Source organism: Ochrobactrum sp. Marseille-Q0166 (assembly GCF_014397025.1).
GTDB lineage: Bacteria > Pseudomonadota > Alphaproteobacteria > Rhizobiales > Rhizobiaceae > Brucella.
This window is the reverse complement of the sequence record NZ_JACJUO010000002.1, coordinates 1,069,094-1,090,164: the sequence shown is the minus strand read 5'-3', so window position 1 is coordinate 1,090,164 and position 21,071 is coordinate 1,069,094. Positions and strand designations below refer to the sequence as shown.

Here is a 21,071-nt window from a genome sequence, read left to right as displayed (position 1 = left end):
AAAACGATTAGGCTAATTTCAGGCTCTAAGCAACCAAAATCCTGTGATATTGGGCTTGACAGTGCCACACCATCTGTTGAATCATTTAGTGAATAACATTCTTGTTTACTAAACATGGCAGGAGGAGACCATGCAGAAGACAAGCAATCAGCTTGCTATGCTTGTTGTCATTAATCTCGGATTGCTCGTGCTTGGCGCGTATATTTCGGGAGGATCTTTCCTATCCCTGTTCAATCTGCAGTCGATGGCAGGCCAGGTGCCGGAAATCGGACTTCTGGCAATTGGCGTGATGCTGGCAATGTGCGCTGGCAATGGCGGGATCGACCTTTCGGGTATTGCTCTGGCCAATCTGGCAGGCGTGCTTTCCGCAGTTATCGTTTCGATGTTCATTTCAAGCGCCGAAAACCAGCTCGGCTTTAGTCTGGCTTTCATCGGGTTGGCGCTTGCGATCGGTCTTGCGGGCGGCATCGTCAATGGTGTGCTGATTGCGCGTTTCAATATCACACCGATCCTCTGCACGCTCGGCACACAGATGGCATTTACAGGACTTGCAGTTGTCGTGTCTGGTGGTCGTGCCGTCATGGTTGGCAGCCCGGACCTTCTGTCACGCATCGGCAACGATATGTTCCTCGCCGTGCCAATCAGCTTCCTGATCTTCATTGCAGTCGCATTGCTGATTGCCGCCGTCGTGCGCTTTACGCCTTACGGATACTGGCTGATGCTGATGGGAACCAATCCTAAAGCTGCTGTTTTTGCCGGCTTTCCGCGCAACGGCGTACTGGTTGCCACTTACGCAACCAGCGGATTTCTGCCTGGCATCGCTGGCATCATCATCGCAGCACGAAATGTGAATGTGAAGTTCGACTATGGCAGTTCCTACCTTCTGGTCGCCATTCTGATCGCCGTCATGGCGGGGGTTAAGCCGGAAGGCGGTTATGGCCGCGTGATCTGTGTCGTGATGAGCGCCATTGCATTGCAGCTTATGTCGAGCCTGCTCAACTTTGGTGGCCTATCCAATTTTGTCCGCGATTTTGCATGGGGCTTGCTGCTGCTCGCCTTCCTCGCTGTCGGAAAATACGACATTGCGAGCTTCTTCACCCTTGGCAATCGCCAAAAGGGAAACATCGGTGCTCAACCCTCAGGCACCCGAACATAGACATTGGGGGAATGTTAGCGTGGAGGAAGTCATGAAATCAGTAACGAAAAAACTGCTCGCTGGAACTGTCATCGGTGCAGCAATTGCAGCAGGCAGCGCAAGCGCGCTCGTCGCTCAGGAAAAGCCGGTTATCGCAACGGTCGTCAAGATCAGCGGTATTCCTTGGTTCGACCGCATGAACACCGGCGTTGAAGCCTATCAGAAGGCAAATCCAGATGTGGTTGCAACGCAGAGCGGTCCAGCAACAGCTGACGCCGCGCAGCAGCTCCAGATCGTTCAGGATCTCGTCGCCAAGGGCGTCAATGCACTTGCGGTTGTTCCGATGGACCCGGCTGTTCTTGAAGGCACGTTCAAGCGCGCCATGGAACGCGGCATCGTTGTTGTGACCCACGAAGCCGACAACCAGGTCAACACCATGGCCGACGTTGAAGCTTTCGATAACGCCGATTACGGCACCGCACTCAACGAGCGTCTGGCAGAATGCATGGGCAAGAGCGGCAAGTGGACGACTTTCGTTGGTTCGCTCGGCAGCCGCACACACATGCAGTGGGTTGGCGCAGCGGAAGAAAATGCCAAGAAATATCCTGACATGCAGCTCGTCGATCCGAACAATGAATCCTTCGACGACGCCAACGGCACCTATGAAAAGGCCAAGGAAATCCTGCGCAAGCATCCTGACCTGAAGGGCTTCCAGACATCTGCCGGTAACGACGTTCTCGGCGTTGGTCGCGCAATCGATGAAGCTGGCCTGAGCGGCAAGGTCTGCCTGGTTGGCACGGGCTTGCCAAACCCATCGGCTGATCTGCTTGAATCCGGTGCGATCACGGCAATCGGCTTCTGGGATCCACAAAAGGCTGGCATGGCGATGAATGCCCTTGCCAAGCTTCTGCTCGAAAAGAAGGAAGTCAAGGACGGCACCGATCTCGGCGTTGAAGGCTACAACAGCGTGAGCGTCAAGAAGGGTGCAGGTGACGGCCTTCTTGTCATCGGCAATGGTATGGTTATCGCTGACAAGGCTAGCTATAAGGAACACCTGTTCTAAGAGCGTGGCTATTGGCTGACGCACTATCCTGTACAGATACCGTTCATCTGCACAGGATAGCGTCAAAGCCCGGATGCAGCCCCCGCGCATCCGGGCAATTCGGCCGGACCAAAAAACATTAAATCAAGACATTGGCGCGCGGCAATTATAGCCAGGCGGTCCTACAGCCAGCACAATCGCTTGTTCGAACGGTGCGGCGACAAAGGAATTCAACGTGTCAACTACAACGACGAATGGGACGAAAAACGACCGGTCGCCGGATCGTTTTCTCGAACTGCGCAACATTCATAAGCGCTTTGGCGGCGTTCATGCGCTGCGCGGCATCGACCTGACAATCGATCTTGGTCAGGCCTATCACCTGTTGGGTGAAAATGGCTGCGGCAAGAGCACCGTCATCAAGATCATGTCCGGCGCACACGCACCCAGCGAAGGCGAGATCATTCTCGATGGCAAAACATACACGTCGCTGAATCCGATCCAGTCGCTGGCAGCCGGTATCGAGACCGTCTATCAGGATCTGTCACTTATTCCCAATTTGACCGTCGCTGAAAACGTAGCGCTGAATGAGCAGCTCGTGGAAGGCAATGGTCGACTGTTCCGCAGCGTCAAGCTTTCGCAGCTTCGCGAGACTGCACAACGGGCATTGAGCACGGTTGGTCTGCCAACAGACAAAGCTTTTCTCAACACAATCGTTTCCGAGTTGCCGCTTGCCGTGCGTCAGCTGGTTGCCATTTCGCGCGCCATTGCAACACACGCCAAGCTTGTCATCATGGATGAGCCGACTACATCGCTGACCCGTCGCGAAGTGGACAATCTGATTGAAGTCGTTGAACGCTTGCGCGCTGAACGCGTTGCCGTCCTTTTTGTGACCCACAAGCTCGATGAGTGCTATCGCATCGGCGGCAATGCGGTTGTCTTCCGCGATGGCCAATGCGTGGCGCAAGGCCCGATCGAAAACTACACCAAGAAGCAGCTTTCCGAGCTGATGATCGGCAGGGAAATCGATGCCGAACGTTATCGCACGGGAAAGCCTAGTGATTCCGAACTGCTAAAACTCGACCACCTTTCCGCCTCGGGCTTCAAGGACATCGACTTTCGCTTACGCAAAGGCGAAATCCTCGGCATCACCGGCCTTGCAGATTCCGGCCGCAACGAGCTTGCGATGGCGATCACTGGCGTTGTGCCTGCGCATTCCGGTTCAATCCGCCTCGAAGGAAATGTAACCGAGGTCAAAAGCTCTGCGGAAGCTATCGAGCGCGGCATAGGCTATGTGCCGGAAGACCGGCTTGCAGAAGGCCTCTTCCTCGACAAGTCGATCTTCCAAAACGAGATCGCGCTGATCTTTAGAAAGCTCTGCAACAGCCTTGGCATCGTGGACCAGAAACAGGGCCGCAACATCGCCGCCTCGCTGATGAAAGAGATGCGACTGAACACCACCAATCTGGATCTGCCTGTTGGCGCGCTTTCGGGCGGCAATCAGCAGCGTGTTCTGATTGGTCGGTGGCTTAGCATCGCACCCAAGCTTTTAGTGCTGCACGGTCCGACCGTCGGCGTCGATGTGGGATCAAAAGACACAATTTACCGCGCAATTCAGGCGCTGGCCGAAGCTGGCATGGGCCTCATTATCGTCAGCGATGATCTGCCGGAGCTTCTGCAGAACGCCGATCGCATTCTCGTCATGAACTCGGGCAGCATTGTCGCGGAGCTCGATGCTGCAGAGGCCACCGAAGATCAGCTCTATCAAGCCATGATGTCGTCGCAGAAGGAAGTTGCCTAATGAGTGCGTCACAGTATCAACAGGATGTGGGTCAGGTCCAATCCTTCAAGTTGGGTGACTTCATTCGCAGGCGCCCGGAATCGATCACTTTCTTCCTGCTTGTGGCAATCTGTACGATTGTCTCGATCATCAACCCTGCATTCCTGCAAGCCTCGACATTGATCGATATCGGCCGTGCCAGTGTGGTGATGGGCCTGTTTGCGCTTGGCGTCTTCATCATTCTCGCCTCTGGCGGCATCGATGTTTCCTTTACGGCGATTGCGGCCACGACCGTCTATTCGCTGACGCTTCTGGTGCAAGCCTATATGCCGGAACTGCCGATCATCTTCATCATTCTGATGGCGATTGCGGGCGGCATTTTTCTCGGAATTCTCAATGGGCTTCTGGTGCATTACCTCAATGTGCCTTCATTGATCGTCACTATCGGCACGCAATATCTGTTTCGCGGCTTCCTGCTGGCTTTTGTCGGCACGGTCTGGATTATGTCCCTGCCCCCGACAATGGGTGCATTCGGTCGCCTTCCGCTGTTCCAGTTTGAATCCGCAACCGGTGCCACCATCACCATGCCGTTCTATTTTCTGGTTCTGCCTGCGGCTGCAATCCTGACATGGTGGATATTGAACCGCACTTTGATGGGCCGCGCGATCTTTGCGATGGGTGGCAACAGCCAGATCGCAAGCCGCCTCGGTTATAACCTGCGCACCATCCATATCTTCCTGTTCGGCTATGCCGGTGGTCTGGCCGGACTTGCAGGCATCATCCATGTCTGTGCCAATCGCCAGTCGAGCCCTTTCGACTTTGTTGGAACAGAAATTGCGGTTATCGCCGCTGTAGTTCTCGGCGGTGCACGCATCACCGGCGGCACCGGCACCGTCTTCGGCACCCTTCTCGGCGTGCTTCTCATCACCGTCATCAACAGTGTTCTGGTGCTCGTCGGCATCCCAAGTACGTGGCAGCGTCTCGTCGTCGGCTGCTTCATCCTGCTGGCTGCCGCCTTCTTCGTCACCCGTCAACGCAAGAAATAACCCGATACTCTCAAGAGGAAATCATGAAGAAATTCCTGAACGATCCCGTCAATTTCGTGGATGAGATGCTCGAAGGCATCTATCGGGCACATCCCGAGCTTACCTTTGTCGATAATGACAAGCGTTGCATGGTCACAGCCAATACCAAATCCGGCAAGGTCGGCATTGCAACAGGTGGCGGCTCCGGGCACCTGCCGCTGTTCCTCGGCTATATCGGTGAAGGCATGATTGATGGCGCGGCCGTCGGCGGCGTCTTCCAGTCGCCAAGCTCAGAGCAGATGTACCAGGTGACCAAAGCCATAGATCAGGGCGCTGGCGTGCTCTACATCTATGGTAATTACAGCGGCGACATCATCAATTTCGATATGGCTGCGGAACTTGCCGATCTCGATGGCATCACCGTCAAGCAGGTTGTTGGCAATGATGACGTGGCGTCCTCGATTGTCGGTGAAGAACACAAGCGTCGTGGCGTCGCCGGTATCTTCTTTGTCTACAAGGCAGCTGGTGCCGCTGCAGCCAACGGTCTGTCGCTTGATGAAGTGACACGTCTTGCCGATAAGGCACGTCTGCGCACCCGCACCATGGGCGTTGCTCTCTCCAGCTGCGTTGTGCCGGAAATCGGTCATGCCACCTTCTCCATCGGCGAAGATGAAATGGAAATCGGCATGGGCATCCATGGCGAACCTGGTATCAGCCGCAAGAAGCTTGCCAGCGCAGATGCTGTCATCGACGAGCTGATGGAACGCATTTTCGCCGAGCAGACCTATGCGAAGGGCGATGAAGTTGCTGTGCTGGTGAATGGTCTTGGCGGCACCCCGCTTGAAGAGCTCTACATCATGTTCCGGCGGGTTTCGCAGCTCTTTGACGAGCGTGGCGTCAAGGTCAAGCATGTCTGGATCGGCGAGTTTGCCACTTCCATGGAAATGGCTGGCGCGTCAGTTTCCGTGCTGCATCTTGATGAAGAACTGGAGCCACTGGTTGCCGCTGCGGCTAACACCCCATTCTTCAAGCATTTTGCGGGTTGAGGTGTAGACATGAACGTCATTACAGCATCCGATCTGATCAACCTCTTCGATAGCTGGAAGCAGCTTTTTGCTCAGCAGCGCGAATTCCTTATCGCGCTGGATGGCAAGGTTGGCGATAGCGATCTTGGCATCACCATGAGCAAAGCCTTTGCGAGCGCCGCAGAAGCTCTGCAAGCTGAAGGGGAAGCGGCTGGTATTTCCAAGCTGCTGCGCACGGCTGGTGCCACCATGGCACGCGTCGCGCCATCGACCATGGGTACGCTGACCGCAACCGGCTTCCTTCGTGCATCCAAGGCCTGCGACGGCATCGATGAGCTGGGAACCACACAGATTGCCGCTTTCTGGCGCGCCTATCGCGATGGCATTGCCGAGCGCGGCAAGGCAAAGGTTGGCGACAAAACGCTTCTCGATGTTCTTGATCCAATCGCGGTGACGCTTGAAGCACAAGCTGCAACGGGTGCTTCGCTGCCAGATGCACTTGCCGCCGCCGCCAAAGCTGCCGAAGATGCGCTTGAAGCGACCAAAACGATGGTTGCCCAGCACGGCAAAGCTGCCGCTTTCCAAGAAAAGACCATCGGTCTTCAGGACGCAGGCGCAACTGTCGGAATGCTGTTGATTACCAGCATGTCGGATTTTGTTTCCGCAAACTGATAACACAACCATATTTTTTCGAATTGAGCTCCGGGCGGCAACGCCCGGAGCTTTTGTTTTTCTAAAGTGAATAACGCAAAGCGGAGCTTTAATTACTCTTGTAATTATAAAAATACATCTGTATTTAGAGGTGAGTTCGCTATCGGGGCGAAGGCAGAGGAGCCTCCCGGGTGATCTTTCAAGCGGTCAGGCGGAGGATGTTTCGTCTGATTTCCAAGGGAGGAATTTATGAAAAAGCTTGCTATGTTGGCAGCCGTTGCTGCCTTTTCGCTGCCTGTTTCCGTCATGGCGCAGGACGCACCCGGAACAATCAAAAAAGACAGTTATCGATTCGTTATCGTTCCAAAGGTTGTTCATCCTTGGTTTGACAAGGTGAATGAAGGCGCCCAGCAGGCCGCCGCCGCACTCAAGGCACAGACTGGTGCCAATGTTGAAATCGTCTACTCGGCACCACAGAGCGCAGACGTTGTTCAGCAAAACCAGATTATCGACAGCGCACTTGCCACCCGTCCGGATGGTCTTGCACTCGATCTGCTCGATCCATCGGGCAACCGTGCATCACTCGAAGAAGCGCAGAACCAGAAAGTTCCGCTGGTCCTGTTCGATTCCGTGCCGCCGGAAGGCATGAGCATCACCCATATCGGGTCGGATTTCTGCGAGCAGGCCAAGATTGCTGCCCGTCGTCTGGTCGAAGTGCTCGGTGGTGAAGGCGAAGTCGCAATCATGATGGGTGTTCCAACCGCACCGAACCATTCGATCCGCGCTGAGTGCCACCGCGAAGTGTTCAAGGAACATCCGGGCATCAAGGTTGTTGCTGAAGGCATCGACAATGACAGCATCGAAATCGCGCAGCAGCAGGCCGCAGCCATCATGCAGGCCAATCCAAACCTGAAGGGCTGGGTTGCATCGGATGCAGCTGGTCCTATTGGTATCGGTCAGGCTATCGTTGAAGCCGGCAAGCAGGGCAAGGTTACGCTGGTCGGCCTCGATAACCTGCCGGAAATGCTCGACATGATCCGCAATGGCGTCGCTGACAGCTCGTCCGCATCGCAGCCTGAACTTCAAGGTTACTGGTCGGTGATGACGCTCTGGGCACAGGCGACCGGCGCTCCGGTTCCCGGTTATATCGACACCGGCAATGCTTTCCTCACCAAGGAAAACGTAGGCAACTGATCCGTTCCGATCTCGTTGCTGGAGCACGGGTTCTCCCGTGCTCCCTTTTTTCCTGTCCTATCGGCTATGACCGGCAGCTTGCCGGAAACGCAGCGATAGTTTTCCAAGGTGTCCATCATGGCTTATCTTGAAACAAGCGGATTAGGCCGGGACTTTCCGGGCGTAACCGCGCTGGATGGTGTTGACCTGAAAATCGAGCTGGGTCGCACGCATATTCTTGCTGGCGAAAACGGTGCCGGCAAATCCACACTCGTTAAAATTCTGACCGGAACCGACAGCGCATCGCGCGGTCAGGTGCTGATCGATGGTCGCGATCCGGTTGCTGATCCTGCGCTTTATAAAAACGTTGCCTATGTGCCGCAGGAGCTGACGCTTTTCCCGCAGATGAGCGTTGCGGAAAATCTGTTCATGCCATTCAGCCGAACCGGCCATGGCGGTTTCATCGTTAACCGCAAGGCGTTGATGGAAGAGGCGAAATCCTATCTCGACCGCTTCGGTATCGAAGCGCAACCGGATGATCTGGTCGCCAATATTTCCGTGTCCGATCAGCAGCTTTTGCAGATTGCGCGCGCCTGCACCAATGAGCAGATGAAGGTGCTGATCCTTGATGAGCCGACGTCATCGCTGACGCGGGTTGAAGTCGAGCGCGTCTTCAAGGTTATTCGCGGTCTTCTTGATCGCGATCACGCGATTGTCTTCATCAGCCACAAGATGGAAGAAGTCTTCCAGATTGGCGATGATTATACGGTTCTTCGCAATGGTACGAAGATCGAAAGCGGTCACATCAAGGACATCACTGAAGCCGATCTGATCCGGGCCATGTCTGGCCGCGATCTTTCCTTTGACGAACATTTCCGCCCGTCAAAGCCGACCACTGAAACCATCATGCAAGTGCGCGGTCTGTCCGGGTCGCGCTTTGAAGACATCAGTTTTGATCTGCGCAAGGGCGAGATTCTCGGCTTTGCCGGGCTGGTAGGCGCTGGCCGCTCCGAAGTGATGCAGACGATCTTCGGCTTTCTGAAAGCCAAATCCGGCGAGGTAAAGGTCGAAGGCGAAAACTGGACACTCAATGATACCTCACGTTCGGTTGCGGGTGGCATGCTCTATCTTTCGGAAGAGCGCAAACATCACGGCATTCTGCCTCTGCTTTCACTGCGTGAGAATATCGGCATTTCGATACTGGAGCTGACCAGCGGCAAGCTCGGCATTTCGGACCGCCGTGAACGCAATATCGTACAGAAGATTATCGACGACTACGGTATCCGCACGTCTGGAATGAGCAAGCGCATCTCGCAGCTTTCAGGTGGCAATCAGCAGAAAGCCATTATCGGTCGCGCCATGGCGACGCGTCCGCGTGTGCTGATCTTTGATGAGCCGACGAAGGGTATCGATATCCGAACCAAATCCGAGATCTATCGCATCATGAAAAATCTCGCCGAGGAAGGCGTCGGTGTCATCCTCGTCTCCTCGGAACTCAACGAATTGCAGAAATGCGCAAGCCGTATCATCACCATGCATAACGGCCATATCACCGGTGAGTTCTCCACCACCGATACCAACAATGAAACACTCGTGGGCGCGATCTTTGGAACAGAGGTAAAAGCCGATGCAAACTAATCCCCTTTCCAAACTCATCCGCACGCCGCTTGCCGGTGTCTTTGTGGCGCTTCTGGTGATCTTTGCTCTCTCGGCCATCATGTCACCATACTTCCTGACGCCGTACAATTTGTCGGTTGTTGCCCGCGGCCTCGCCTTTGTCGGCCTCATCACAATCGCACAGTCGATGCTGATGGTGCTGGGCGAGCTCGATCTGTCGCTTGGCGTGATCGGTGGGCTTTGCGGCGTGGTCTCCGGCATTTTGATGGTACGGATGGGTTTTGAGCCTTATTCGGCCATGCTGCTGGCAATATTGCTCGGCCTTTGCCTTGGTCTGTTCAACGGCTTCCTTGTCACTTTCCTCCGCCTGCATTCGCTAGTGCTCACCATAGGCACGGCAGGTATTTTTGGCGGTGCCAATCTGGTGCTGACGCGTGGTGTTGCCATCACCGGCATTCCGCGTGATGTGCAATATCTTGGCCGTGGCGATCTGTTCGGCATTCCGGTGCCATTCATCATCATGTTTGTTGCATTGTTGATCGCGACTTTCGTGATGCTGAAAACGCCGTTCGGTCGCTACATGTATGCGATTGGCAACAATCGTGACGGCGCCCGTATGCTGGGTATTCGCGTAGACCGTGTGCGCCTTATGGTGTTCGGTGCAGCCGGTGCCATTGCTGGCCTTGCAGGTGTGCTGATGGTTGCGCGTCTTGGAACCGCACAGCCATCCATTGGCGATAGCTGGGTGCTGGCGCCGATTGCGGCTTCGGTCATCGGCGGCGTTGCCACAACGGGTGGTATCGGCAGCCCGATCGGTGCGATCTTCGGTGCTGGTATTATCGCTATTATTGAAAACATTATCGTTCTGTTCGGTGTCTCTCCTTATTGGCAGGGCATTGTTTCGGGTGCAATCGTCGTGCTGGCTATTTCGTTCGATGCCATATCGCGTCGTTATCTGCGCCGGGATGCCCACTGATCTGAACACGCGACGAGTTTTAGAAAGCTAAAGACATGAATGAACAAGTCAAAACCAAGAAGCTGATCAACGCGCCGGAAAACATCATTGCAGAAATGATCGAAGGCATGGTCGGTGCGCATCCCGATATGCTGCGCGTTGAGGGCGAAACGGGGCGTGCAGTTGTGGCGGTCGATGGCCCGCGTGAAGGCAAGGTCGGCATTGTTGTGGGCGGCGGTTCAGGTCACGAGCCAGCTTTTGCAGGCTATGTCGGGCGCGGTCTCGCAGACGCAGCCGCTGTTGGCAATGTTTTTGCTTCGCCATCGCCTGCACATATTGCAGAAGCAGCACGGGCTGCGGATGGCGGCGCGGGCGTACTGATGCTCTATGGCAATTATACCGGCGACGTCCTCAACTTCACCATGGCTGCGGAAGAACTCGCACAGGATGGCATGGATGTGCGTCATGTTGCGGTTGCAGACGACGTGGCCTCCGCCCCGCTTGATCGCAAGACAGAGCGTCGCGGGATCGCCGGTGATTTCTTCGTGTTCAAGATTGCGGGCGCTGCCGCTGATCTGGGTGAATCCCTGCCGCGTGTGGAAGCCCTTGCACAGGCTGCCAATGAGGCGACCCGTTCGATGGGCGTGGCATTGAGCCCTTGCTCGCTGCCGCAGACCGGAAAGCCGAACTTTGCCATCGGTGACGATGAAATGGAAATCGGCATGGGCCTGCATGGCGAGCCGGGAATTCGTCGTCAGAAACTTGCGCCTGCTGATGAAGTGACCGACGAGTTGATGACCTCGGTCGTTGAGGAACTGGCGCTCAAGGCTGGTGATCGCGTTGCAGTTCTGGTCAACGGACTTGGTGCGACCACACATATTGAACTTTACCTGATCTTCCGTTGCGTGAAGCAGATTCTGGATGGCAGAGGCGTTCAGATCCACGCCTCATGGGTTGGCGAATATGCGACGTCGCTCGAAATGGCCGGTGCATCTGTCACGCTGATGAAGCTCGATGACACCTTGCAGACCCTGCTGGATCATCCATGCCATACGCCTGCCTTGACGGTTGGTGCTGTGCAGGCAGCGGATCGTGAACCGGCTTCACATCGCAAGGCAGCACGCGCTGCTGAACACAAGGAAGCGACTACGGACACGCCGCGCAAGCTCATTACCGAGGGCGATGTGACGCCTGCCCTTTTCAAGGCGATGATGATGAATGTCGGCAATCAGATCATCGCCGAGAAGAACTGGCTCTCGGAACTTGATGGCGTGATTGGCGATGGCGATCATGGCATCACCATGGAGATCGGCTGGAAGGCCGTGCAACATGCGCTTGAAGACGAGCAGGGCGATGAAACCATTGAAGCCATCTGCAAGCGCATGGCCAAAGCGTTTCTGGATGCGGTTGGCGCTTCGTCAGGTCCGCTTTATGCAACCGCGTTCCTGCGCGCAGGCACAGCTGTCAGTAATCGTCTGAACCTTGATGGTGCCGGCATGGCCGAATGGCTTGCAGCAGCATCGCAGGGCATCCAGGATCGGGGCCGTGCGGCACCGGGCGACAAGACGATGATCGATGCCTGGGTCCCGGCAGTTGAGGCTGCGAATGAAGCGGCAAAGGCCGGCAAATCCACGCTCGACGTGCTGATTGCCGCTCGCGATGGTGCCGAAGCGGGTATGAATGCGACGGCTGCAATGGAATCGCGCCGTGGCCGTTCCGCCAAACTTGGCGAACGCTCTATCGGTCATATTGATCCGGGTGCAGCGTCTACATTCGTAACCTTGCGCGCCATGGCAGAAGCGCTTCAAGCAAAGGCTTAATCAAGCAGCACCGGGGCCCGTGTTTAGCGTGGCCCCTGTAATAATGCGCGGGCGACGCCTTCATTGGTGACGAGGCGATTGACATAACCGCCGCGCAGAATGGCCCGAATGATCGGAATTTTGTTCAACCCACCCGAAACCAGAACAGATGCTGGTTTGAGTTTGAGCTTGTCCGGTGGCAATGCAATGATTGAATCATTGAGGAAATGGTCAATCGGACGCCCCTGAGCATCAAGAAAATACCCCAGAAATTCACCGACCGCCCCAAGCTTCAGCACGGAGTCCAGGTTGTCCTTCACCACGCGGATATGGGTGAGTGACGTTTCCGATGTCAGTGCGCCGCAAGAGACAAGGCCGATATCGGCAATTTCGGTGCGTGCCAGAACGTCCGTCAGCTCGTCGCTTAAAAGTATGGCATCGCGGCTTTCGCGGTTGGCGCAATAGATCGGTGCGGTAAGATAATGACACTCGACGCCAAGCGCACGGGCAAAATCGGTTGCGACTTCAAATGTATTGGTCGATGAGCCGCTGGTCACGCCGCCCGTCAGACTGACGACCCAGCTCTCAGCTTTCGGTCGCGAACGCAGATTTCTGACTGCGAAACTCAAAGTGCGGCCCGAAGCAATGCCCACGCCCATGTCCCGCCCTGCAATCAGTTCGCTTGCCATGGTTCCGGCGGCTTCGCCGATCACACGCTTCTGCTCCAGATAATCATCAAGATCCGGTACCACAACGGCGTCGGCTAAACCGTAGCGCGCTGCGACCTTCTCCGCCAGTTCGATGCAATCCACAAGCGGCAGGCTTACATTGACCTGTATCTGCCCGGACTCCCGAACCTGACCGATGATCTTGTTGACCTTTAACCGTGTGATGTTGAGCCGCTGCGCAATTTCCTGTTGGGTCTGGCCCCCGATGAAATAGAGCCACGCCACACGCGCGCGCTCCTGCTCTTCATCGACAGATGCAAAACTCTCGCTCATTCACTGGCCTTTGACCGTGGTAAAATCCGGCGCGACATCTTGTGACAGATTTACCGGATACAACCTTTTCCTTTTGATTTCTCAACTCATTTCACAAGTTGGGGTGAGCTCGCAAGGTCTTTTTGGGCATAAGGACAATGGCCGGACCAAACAGATCAGGCAGCCTCGGCAGGCGGCGCCATTGCGCCCGTCATCAGGGCGACGGCATCCGACATTGAATATTGTTTAGGATCGACAACCGTCAAGCGGCGACCAAGACGATGAATATGGATGCGATCAGCCACTTCAAATACGTGCGGCATGTTGTGGGAGATGAGCACAATCGGCATTCCACGCGCTTTCACATCCTGAATAAGCTCAAGAACGCGTCGGGATTCTTTTACGCCAAGTGCCGCCGTTGGTTCATCCATGATGACAACCTTGGAGCCGAATGCTGCAGCACGTGCAACCGCAACGCCCTGCCTCTGCCCACCCGACAAGGTTTCCACCGCTTGACCAATATTCTGGATGGTCATCAGACCGAGTTCCGACAGCTTTTCGCGGGCGATCTTTTCCATTGCCCCACGGTCAAGCATCCTGAGTAACGAACCAAGCGGTCCCTTGCGACGAATTTCACGTCCGAGGAACAGATTATCGGCGATGGATAGCGCAGGCGAAAGAGCGAGGTTCTGATAAACCGTCTCAATACCTGCATGACGCGCTTCCATCGGAGAATGGAAGCTAACTGGCTTGCCATCAAGCAGGATCTCGCCCTCGTCAGGGCGAATTGCACCTGACAGCGCCTTGATAAGCGACGACTTGCCTGCGCCGTTATCACCAATGACAGCGAGGATTTCCCCCGGATAGAGATCGAAATCGGCATGGTCGAGGGCAGTAACGCGTCCATAGCGCTTGACCAGGCCTTTAGCGGAGAGGACAGGCGTGAGTGAAGTTTTCATGCGGCGGCCTTTCTGATCCACTGGTCAATGGCAACGGCGGCAATAATAAGAACACCAATCAAAAGGTAGGTCCATTGCGGGTCTGTACCCCACAAGCGCAGACCCAATGAGAAAACGCCAACGATCAACGCACCAAACATGGTGCCGAGAATGGATCCTCGCCCGCCAAAGAGCGAAATCCCGCCGATCACAACGGCCGTAATGGATTCAATATTGGCGAACTGTCCTGCTGTCGGTGATACAGAGCCGAGGCGCCCAATCATGGCCCAGCCAGCAAGCGCACAGATAAGCCCCGCCAGAACATAGACCGACATCAGGATGGGCTTGACGGAAACGCCGGATAATTTTGCGGCTTCGGGATCATCACCTATGGCATAGACATGGCGTCCCCAGGCCGTATGGTTCAGCACAAACCACAGCAGCAGCACCAAAAACACCATTGCGATGACGCCATAGGTAAACACTGCCCCACCTATGCGGATACTTTCACCAAAAAACTGCAGGATCGGCGCCTCTGCCGTAATCTCCTGCGCACGAATGGTTTCGTTTGAGGAATAGAGGAAATTCGTGGCAAGGATTACCTGCCACATGCCAAGCGTAACGATAAAGGGTGGCAGCCGCACATAAGCAATCAAGAAGCCGTTGATGAAGCCACACAGCGCGCCGGTCGCAAAACCCAACAGAATGGAAATCTCTGCAGGCAGGCCATAGCGGAATGTGAATTGCCCCATGACAACGGAAGATAGAACCATGATTGCGCCGACTGAAAGATCAATACCGGCGGTCAGGATCACCAAAGTCTGCGCCGCAGCCACGATACCAGTTATCGCGACTTGCTGGAGAATGAGCGTCAACGCAAAGGCTGAAAAGAACTTCCCACCCAGCGTGATGCCAAAGACCAGCAACGAAATCATGAGCACAATCAATGGCACAGCCGCTGGATTGTGATGCAGGAAATGCCGGACGCGATAAAGCACCGAGTGATCGCCAGCGTCGAACGATGCGACATCGCTCGCACTTTGCAAGAGAGGTTTTTCAAATTCCTGCATTGATGATTTTACAGCAGTGGTCGTCGCCTGCGGCTCAGTCATGCCTGTCTCCTGCTTTATGGGGCAAGAGCATCCGGCAAAAACCGCCGGATGCAAATTATCACTAGAGCGCATCCCAAAAAGTACGAAGCGGTTTTGGAACAAGATGCACGTAAAAACAGATGGTTAGAGCATTTCCAAGGGTGCGATCAGAACAGGAAATGCCCTAAACCATTATCCCCAGCACTTGCCGAGCGCAGTTTTCGTGTCGATTGACTCAACACCTTCAACCGGCTTGTCCGTGACGAGCGCCACACCTGTATCGACAAAATTTTTGCCTTCGGTTGGCTTTGGCTTCTCGCCAGTATCCGCGAATTTTTTAATGGCCTCGATGCCAAGTGCGGCCATCTGCAGCGGATATTGCTGCGATGTTGCACCGATCACGCCAGCTTCGACATTTTTAACACCGGGGCAACCGCCATCGATCGAAACGATCAGAACGTCTTTTTCACGACCCACAGCTTTAAGCGCTTCATAGGCACCAGCAGCTGCCGGTTCGTTGATCGTGTGGACGACATTGATGGTCGGATCTTTCTGAAGAAGGTTTTCCATGGCGCGACGGCCACCTTCTTCATTACCATCGGTGAGATCACGGCCAACGATACGTGGATCGTCTTCATCGCCCAGCTTCGTTCTGTCTTTTGGATCAATGCCGAAACCAACGTCAAAGCCCTGGTCACGCAGAACGTCAACGCTTGGCTGCGCAGCGGTCAGGTTGAGAAAAGCCACACGCGCGTCCTTGGCCTTCTCTCCAAGCGTTGCCGCAGCCCATTTTCCGACCAGCTCACCGGCAAGGAAATTGTCTGTCGCGAAAGTAGCATCCGCCGCATCCGCTGGTTCCAGAGGCGTATCAAGAGCAATGATCAACGCACCGGCTTCGCGGGCCTTTTGCAGGGTTGGGACAATTCCTTTTGTATCGGAAGCGGTAATAAGAATGCCCTTCGTACCATCTGCGATACAGGTTTCGATGGCTGCAACCTGACTTTCTGAATCACCGTCGATCTTGCCGGCATAGGTCTTGAGATTAACGCCGAGCTCCTTGGCTTTCGCGATAGCCCCTTCCTTCATCTTGACGAAGAAGGGATTTGTGTCGGTCTTGGTAATCAGGCAAGCGCCGACATCAGCCGCATGGGCTTGGCCTGCAACAGAAGCAGCTGCACCCAGCGTTAAGGCAGCAATCGCTGCCGAAAGAACTGTCTTCTTCATGAACTCCTCCCAGAGTGAAACCGGTTCCTCTTTCCCCCGGCGTGATAAAAACAAAACACGGCTTCTTCGGAGAGTCAATTAATAAATCCACTTGATTTATTAATTTGTCGTGCCACTCTCTTACCTGGGAGATGAAACTTTCTCGTCAGCATTGGGGACAAAGCAGGCAGCTAACACGCTGTTTTAATTATCATGTTCTTAAAATAAAGGCTTTTTCGACACCGACGATTGGGATAGGCAAGCTGAATAAATTTGCAGGATTCTGGGAGAGGATATGATCAGGCACACTGCAGAACGTGGTTCTGAGCAGCGCAGCGATCCCGCAGCGACCGCTTCAGCTTTGCCGCAATTTGGCGGAGCCGGTGCCAGTATTAATCGCGGATCCAATCAGGTCGGCGTTCGCGCTTACAATGAGCGCCTTGTGCTCGATCTGGTGCGCCGTCATGGAGGAATGGCGCGGGCCGATATTGCAAGAAAGACCGGGCTGTCCGCCCAAACAATTTCTGTGATCATTCGCGAACTGGAAAGAGATGGTCTGATTACACAGGGCGAACGCATGCGCGGGCGCGTCGGGCAACCATCAATGCCAATGCGGCTTGCCGCTGACGGTGTTTTTTCCTTTGGCCTTAAAATCGGACGGCGCAGCGCAGAAATCATTTTGATGGATTTTCTGGGCCACATTCGCCAGCGTCGCCACGTCACATATTCCTGGCCCGTTCCCGACAAAATTCGCGAATTTGCTTTCGACAGCATCAATCAATTTACCGCATCACTGGATGAAGACAAACGCGAACGTATTGCAGGTCTTGGCATTGCGCTGCCTTTTGAACTTTGGAACTGGGTCGAGGAAGTTGGAGCCCCCGCTGCCGATATGAATGCCTGGCTTGATGCCGACCTGATTCACGATTTTGGATCATGTTTGCCATTTCCGGTCTTTTTGCAAAATGACGGCACCGCCGCTTGCGGTGCGGAGCTGACCTTCGGGCGTGGGCCTGAGTTTACAGATTTCGTCTATTTCTCAATCGGATCATTCATCGGCGGTGGCGTGGTTCTGAACAACACGCTCTATCCTGGCCGTACGGGTAACGCTGGCGCTCTGGGATCAATGCCCATGCGTATGCGTGGGAGTGACGACTCGCACAAAACAATTCAGCTAATTGATACGGCGTCGCTCTTCGTCCTTGAACGCATGCTGCATGAACATGATATCTCATCGGAAGAGCTGTGGCTTTCACCGGAAAGCTGGCCGGATTTCGGCGATTTGTTAGACGAATGGATTGCGCTGGCCGCACGCGGACTGGCCCATGCAGCCGTTGCTGCCGCATCGGTGATTGATTTTCCTGCTGCGATTATTGACGGCTGGCTGCCGCAAAATGTTCGGTTCAGAATCGTCGAAGCAACGAAACTGGAGCTTAAACGCATCGACCTGCAAGGGCTTTCGGCGCCCGAAATTCTCGAAGGCAGAGTCGGCATTCATGGAAAGACGATGGGCGCGGCAAGTTTGCCGCTTTCTCACCGTTATCTTTTCGATCAGAGCGTGCTTTTTAAAGAGAGATCGTAGACGGGCACGACGGCTGATTGCTTTTCGGAATGCGCTACAGGACGAAGTGCATGAATCCCGAGCCTCAGTATTAAAAGCTTCTTCTTCAGTTAATCAGTGTTTCATACACCTAAAAACTTATAGGCACCGCCATGATAAAGCAGTGGCTCGCCCTCGCCTGTGACAATTTTAAGTGCCCGGCCAATGATGATTGCATGGGTATGGCGCTCAATAACGTCTTCAACGGCACAATCAATCGACGCAAGTGCACCGTGAAGCGCCAAAGCGCCACTCTCGAGCGCGTACCATTGAGCATCTTCGTAGCGTGCAGCGCCCTTAATGCCACCCTTACCGGCGAAACGATCAGCAACAGCCTGTTGATGAGCAGACAAAATATTGACGCAGAAATGGTTATGACGGTTGATCACCGGCCAAACAGATGATGAGAGATTGATGTTCACAATAATTGTCGCAGGTTCTACCGACAAGGCCGTTGCTGAGGTCACAGTCGCACCCGAGCGCCCTTCATCAAAACCTGCGGTTACAATGCTCACACCGCCAGCAAGCTGACGCATCGCCGCTTTAAGCTCGGCAGGAGCAACTGTTTCTTCTTCGATTTGAGGAAGAGTTTCGCGCAGATAGGTTACGGTTGAAGCCATCTCTGTCCATTACTCCAGATATTTCATTCCATCCCAACGTATCAGCCCTCGGCGAGCGTACCCAGAATGCTAATTCTATATTCGACTAAACTTGTAGAAAATTAAAATCAACGAAATGCGAGATAAGAAACATCAAGCGGCAGAAATTTCGACCGCTTGATTGCACAGTTAACGATTTCAATCCGATAGACCAAGATTGCTTTTCAAAGTGCCTGTCGAATATTCCGCACGGAACACACCTTTCTCCTGCAAAATTGGCACAACCTTTTCGACAAACTCATCAAATCCACCCGGTGTAAGATGCGGAGCAAACACAAATCCATCGGCTGCATCCGCCTGCACATAAGCGTTGATTTCATCCGCTATCGTCTGCGGTGTGCCGACGAACTGCTGCCGTGCTGTAACCTTGATAATCAGGTCACGGATATTGAGCTTGTCACGTTCAGCAAGCTCGCGCCACGCGCGCGCCGTATCAATGCGGTCATCATAGCGTGTTGCACGGCCCAGAGCCAATTGCTCATGCGCAATATCCGGCTCAAGTTCAGGCAAAGGTCCATCAGGGTCATAGCTTGAGAGATCGCGGTTCCATACCTGTTCCAGAAACGTAATGGCAGATTTCGGGCTGACCTGCTGCAGACGGATTTCGCGCAGTTTTTCCTCTGCCTCTTGCCGGGTATCGCCCAAAACAAAATTTGCTCCCGGCAAGATTTTGAGTGAATCCGGGCTTCGTCCATACTTGACCAAACGCTGCTTCACATCGCGATAAAATTCCTGCCCTGCTTCCAGCGTCCCATGGCGGGAGTAGATGACATCCGCATGGCTGGCGGCAAGCTCACGCCCTTCCTGCGAGTCGCCCGCCTGTGCAATAACCGGCGCACCTTGTGGCAAAGGCGCGAGATCTGAATGACCCATAATGTCGAAATGCTTGCCTTTGAAAGCAAAATCACCACCAGCCCAGATTTTTTGCGCAGCATCCAGAAATTCACGCGCACGCTCATAGCGTTCTTTGAATGGCAGATGATCGCCTCGCCGGAAATTTGCGCCCGTAAATGCGCCAGGCGACGTCACCACGTTCCACCCTGCCCGCCCGCCGGAAAGAACATCGAATGTCGCAAGCTGCCGTGCAAGCGCATAAGGCTCGTTGAATGTGGTTGTCAGTGTTCCAATCAGCCCCACATTTTCAGTGATTGCAGAGAGTGCGGTGAGAATAGCCAGCGTGTTGGGACGACCGGCCACATCAAGCTCGTGAAGCTTTCCCTTTTGCTCACGCACACGCAAGCCTTCCGCGAGGAAGATAAAATCAAACTTGCCGCGCTCCACCGTTTGGGCAAAATGTCTGAACGAAGAAAACTCGATCTGACTGCCCGCTGCCGGATCGCTCCATACGGTGAAATTGTTGACGCCCGGAAACTGTGCCCCAAGAATAACCTGTTTAAGCTTTGTCATTTTCCCGGTTCCCTCATTCAGGCGGCTGTCGAGTAACGATTGATTGCATCCGGCAGGCCGAACCGCGACCGCAGCGTAGTGCCTTCACCGATGTGAACAAGCTTTTGCGCCTGCAATGCGGGCAGCAGTTCCTTGAGAACGAAATCGCTTTGCAATTGTGGGTCGGAGAGCACTAACCTTATACCCGAAGCGCCCCACGCTTGGATTTCGGTGGCAGCGTCGATGGTGTCCTGAACAGTTGGTTTGTCAGAAACCACGAGATCGGCGACGACAAACGGTGCGGCATTCGCAACACTGATAAGCTGCTCATCTGCTGGAACAAAAATTACATCCGCACCACGGGTGATATTCAGTTCATCAAGGTTTGAAAGTGTGGCGGCCACAACCGGCTGCCCCTGTGGCGGACGCGGTGTGATCGAAGGCCCAAGTATGCGGAAATTATCGCTTTCGAAATTAATGTAATGAAGCTTGGATGCGTCGAGAAAACGCTGTGTTTGCTGATCACGGATGACGGCATCGTCTTCCCAGCTATCCCAAAGCCTGCGAATAACTTCGATTGCGTCTTCGGTATCTGTTTTCAGCGACTGTTGATCAAGCGACGGATACCCATTCAACGATCCCAGCGCCTTGCGAGCTTCCAGATTGCGTTGATCCGTGAGCTGCTGCGCAAGAAGCCCGGCACGCCCCTCGCTGACATAATCAAGCGTAGCAATGGCGGTGGAAACGTGAAACGGTTCCAGAAAATTCAGCGAAGCGCCGGCGATAATGCCGATATTGGTGAGGCGTGGCGCCAGCCAGTTTGCCAGCAAGATGGCATCCAGCCCATCGCCCTCCTTGTGTGCAAACTCATCTTCCAGCGTCAGAAATGCAAACGCAGTATCAAACGGTTTTATCAGTTCCGTCCAGAACTGACGCGTTTGCTTTTTGCCTGTTTGAGGTGTGGTGGCGGCGCTGATACCCACGCCCAGAAGCAGAGCTTTAGACTGCGTCATGA

General features: G+C 54.5%; 18 protein-coding genes. 11 read left to right on the top strand and 7 right to left on the bottom strand.

What is annotated here, in order from left to right; all coding sequences use genetic code 11:
• The first annotated feature begins 130 nt into the window (after positions 1-130).
• The 10 genes from H5024_RS16335 to dhaL all read left to right on the top strand — a co-directional run bounded on the left by H5024_RS16335 (position 131) and on the right by dhaL (position 12,220).
• Positions 131-1,156, top strand: a complete 1,026-nt coding sequence (locus tag H5024_RS16335) for an ABC transporter permease (protein WP_187548175.1) — start codon at positions 131-133, stop codon at positions 1,154-1,156.
• A gap of 31 nt (positions 1,157-1,187) precedes the next feature.
• The gene (locus H5024_RS16330) at positions 1,188-2,198 is read left to right on the top strand and encodes a substrate-binding domain-containing protein (protein WP_187548174.1); all 1,011 of its coding nucleotides are present in this window, start codon (positions 1,188-1,190) and stop codon (positions 2,196-2,198) included.
• 214 nt (positions 2,199-2,412) lie between these two features.
• Positions 2,413-3,975 carry a sugar ABC transporter ATP-binding protein gene (locus H5024_RS16325; RefSeq protein ID WP_187548173.1) on the top strand — a complete coding sequence of 521 codons (1,563 nt, stop codon included), beginning with the start codon at positions 2,413-2,415 and terminating at the stop codon, positions 3,973-3,975.
• Positions 3,975-5,000: an ABC transporter permease gene (locus H5024_RS16320; RefSeq protein ID WP_187548172.1), complete on the top strand. Its 1,026-nt coding sequence runs from the start codon at positions 3,975-3,977 to the stop codon at positions 4,998-5,000. Before H5024_RS16325 ends, H5024_RS16320 begins: the two co-directional genes overlap by 1 nt.
• A gap of 23 nt (positions 5,001-5,023) precedes the next feature.
• Complete coding sequence (locus H5024_RS16315; RefSeq protein ID WP_187548171.1) at positions 5,024-6,025, top strand: dihydroxyacetone kinase subunit DhaK; 1,002 nt, start codon at positions 5,024-5,026, stop codon at positions 6,023-6,025.
• Between the two features lie 9 nt (positions 6,026-6,034).
• On the top strand, positions 6,035-6,676 hold the full coding sequence (locus H5024_RS16310) for a dihydroxyacetone kinase subunit L (RefSeq protein WP_187548170.1): 642 nt from the start codon (positions 6,035-6,037) through the stop codon (positions 6,674-6,676).
• A gap of 228 nt (positions 6,677-6,904) precedes the next feature.
• A complete protein-coding gene (locus H5024_RS16305; RefSeq protein ID WP_187548169.1) occupies positions 6,905-7,849 on the top strand; it encodes a substrate-binding domain-containing protein in 945 nt (314 codons plus the stop codon).
• A 117-nt stretch (positions 7,850-7,966) separates the two neighbouring features.
• A complete protein-coding gene (locus H5024_RS16300) occupies positions 7,967-9,466 on the top strand; it encodes a sugar ABC transporter ATP-binding protein (protein ID WP_187548168.1) in 1,500 nt (499 codons plus the stop codon).
• Positions 9,456-10,421, top strand: coding sequence for an ABC transporter permease (locus H5024_RS16295; RefSeq protein ID WP_187548167.1), 966 nt, complete (start codon positions 9,456-9,458; stop codon positions 10,419-10,421). The genes H5024_RS16300 and H5024_RS16295 overlap by 11 nt, the downstream gene beginning before the upstream one ends.
• Positions 10,422-10,456: 35 nt before the next feature.
• Entirely contained in the window at positions 10,457-12,220 is a 1,764-nt protein-coding gene (gene dhaL / locus H5024_RS16290; RefSeq protein ID WP_187548166.1) for a dihydroxyacetone kinase subunit DhaL, read from the top strand.
• Positions 12,221-12,243: 23 nt separating this feature from the next.
• Here dhaL and H5024_RS16285 read toward each other — a convergent pair whose 3' ends face one another.
• The 4 genes from H5024_RS16285 to H5024_RS16270 all read right to left on the bottom strand — a co-directional run bounded on the left by H5024_RS16285 (position 12,244) and on the right by H5024_RS16270 (position 16,432).
• Positions 12,244-13,200, bottom strand: coding sequence for a sugar-binding domain-containing protein (locus tag H5024_RS16285; RefSeq protein ID WP_187548165.1), 957 nt, complete (start codon positions 13,198-13,200; stop codon positions 12,244-12,246).
• 155 nt (positions 13,201-13,355) lie between these two features.
• Positions 13,356-14,138, bottom strand: a complete 783-nt coding sequence (locus H5024_RS16280; protein WP_187548164.1) for an ATP-binding cassette domain-containing protein — start codon at positions 14,136-14,138, stop codon at positions 13,356-13,358.
• The gene (locus H5024_RS16275) at positions 14,135-15,229 is read right to left on the bottom strand and encodes an ABC transporter permease (protein ID WP_187548163.1); all 1,095 of its coding nucleotides are present in this window, start codon (positions 15,227-15,229) and stop codon (positions 14,135-14,137) included. Before H5024_RS16275 ends, H5024_RS16280 begins: the two co-directional genes overlap by 4 nt.
• Positions 15,230-15,400: 171 nt before the next feature.
• Positions 15,401-16,432, bottom strand: coding sequence for a sugar ABC transporter substrate-binding protein (locus H5024_RS16270; protein WP_187548162.1), 1,032 nt, complete (start codon positions 16,430-16,432; stop codon positions 15,401-15,403).
• Between the two features lie 274 nt (positions 16,433-16,706).
• Here H5024_RS16270 and H5024_RS16265 point away from each other — a divergent pair, with 274 nt between their 5' ends.
• Positions 16,707-17,993, top strand: coding sequence for an ROK family protein (locus tag H5024_RS16265; protein ID WP_247875310.1), 1,287 nt, complete (start codon positions 16,707-16,709; stop codon positions 17,991-17,993).
• A gap of 101 nt (positions 17,994-18,094) precedes the next feature.
• On the opposite strand, the gene H5024_RS16260 is transcribed toward H5024_RS16265, so the two are convergent.
• The 3 genes from H5024_RS16260 to H5024_RS16250 all read right to left on the bottom strand — a co-directional run bounded on the left by H5024_RS16260 (position 18,095) and on the right by H5024_RS16250 (position 21,069).
• Positions 18,095-18,631: a flavin reductase family protein gene (locus H5024_RS16260; RefSeq protein WP_187548161.1), complete on the bottom strand. Its 537-nt coding sequence runs from the start codon at positions 18,629-18,631 to the stop codon at positions 18,095-18,097.
• Between the two features lie 177 nt (positions 18,632-18,808).
• Positions 18,809-20,077 (bottom strand): LLM class flavin-dependent oxidoreductase, encoded by a 1,269-nt coding sequence (locus H5024_RS16255; protein ID WP_187548160.1) that lies wholly within the window; start codon positions 20,075-20,077, stop codon positions 18,809-18,811.
• Between the two features lie 17 nt (positions 20,078-20,094).
• Positions 20,095-21,069: an LLM class flavin-dependent oxidoreductase gene (locus tag H5024_RS16250; protein ID WP_187548159.1), complete on the bottom strand. Its 975-nt coding sequence runs from the start codon at positions 21,067-21,069 to the stop codon at positions 20,095-20,097.
• Between the last annotated feature and the right edge of the window lie 2 nt (positions 21,070-21,071).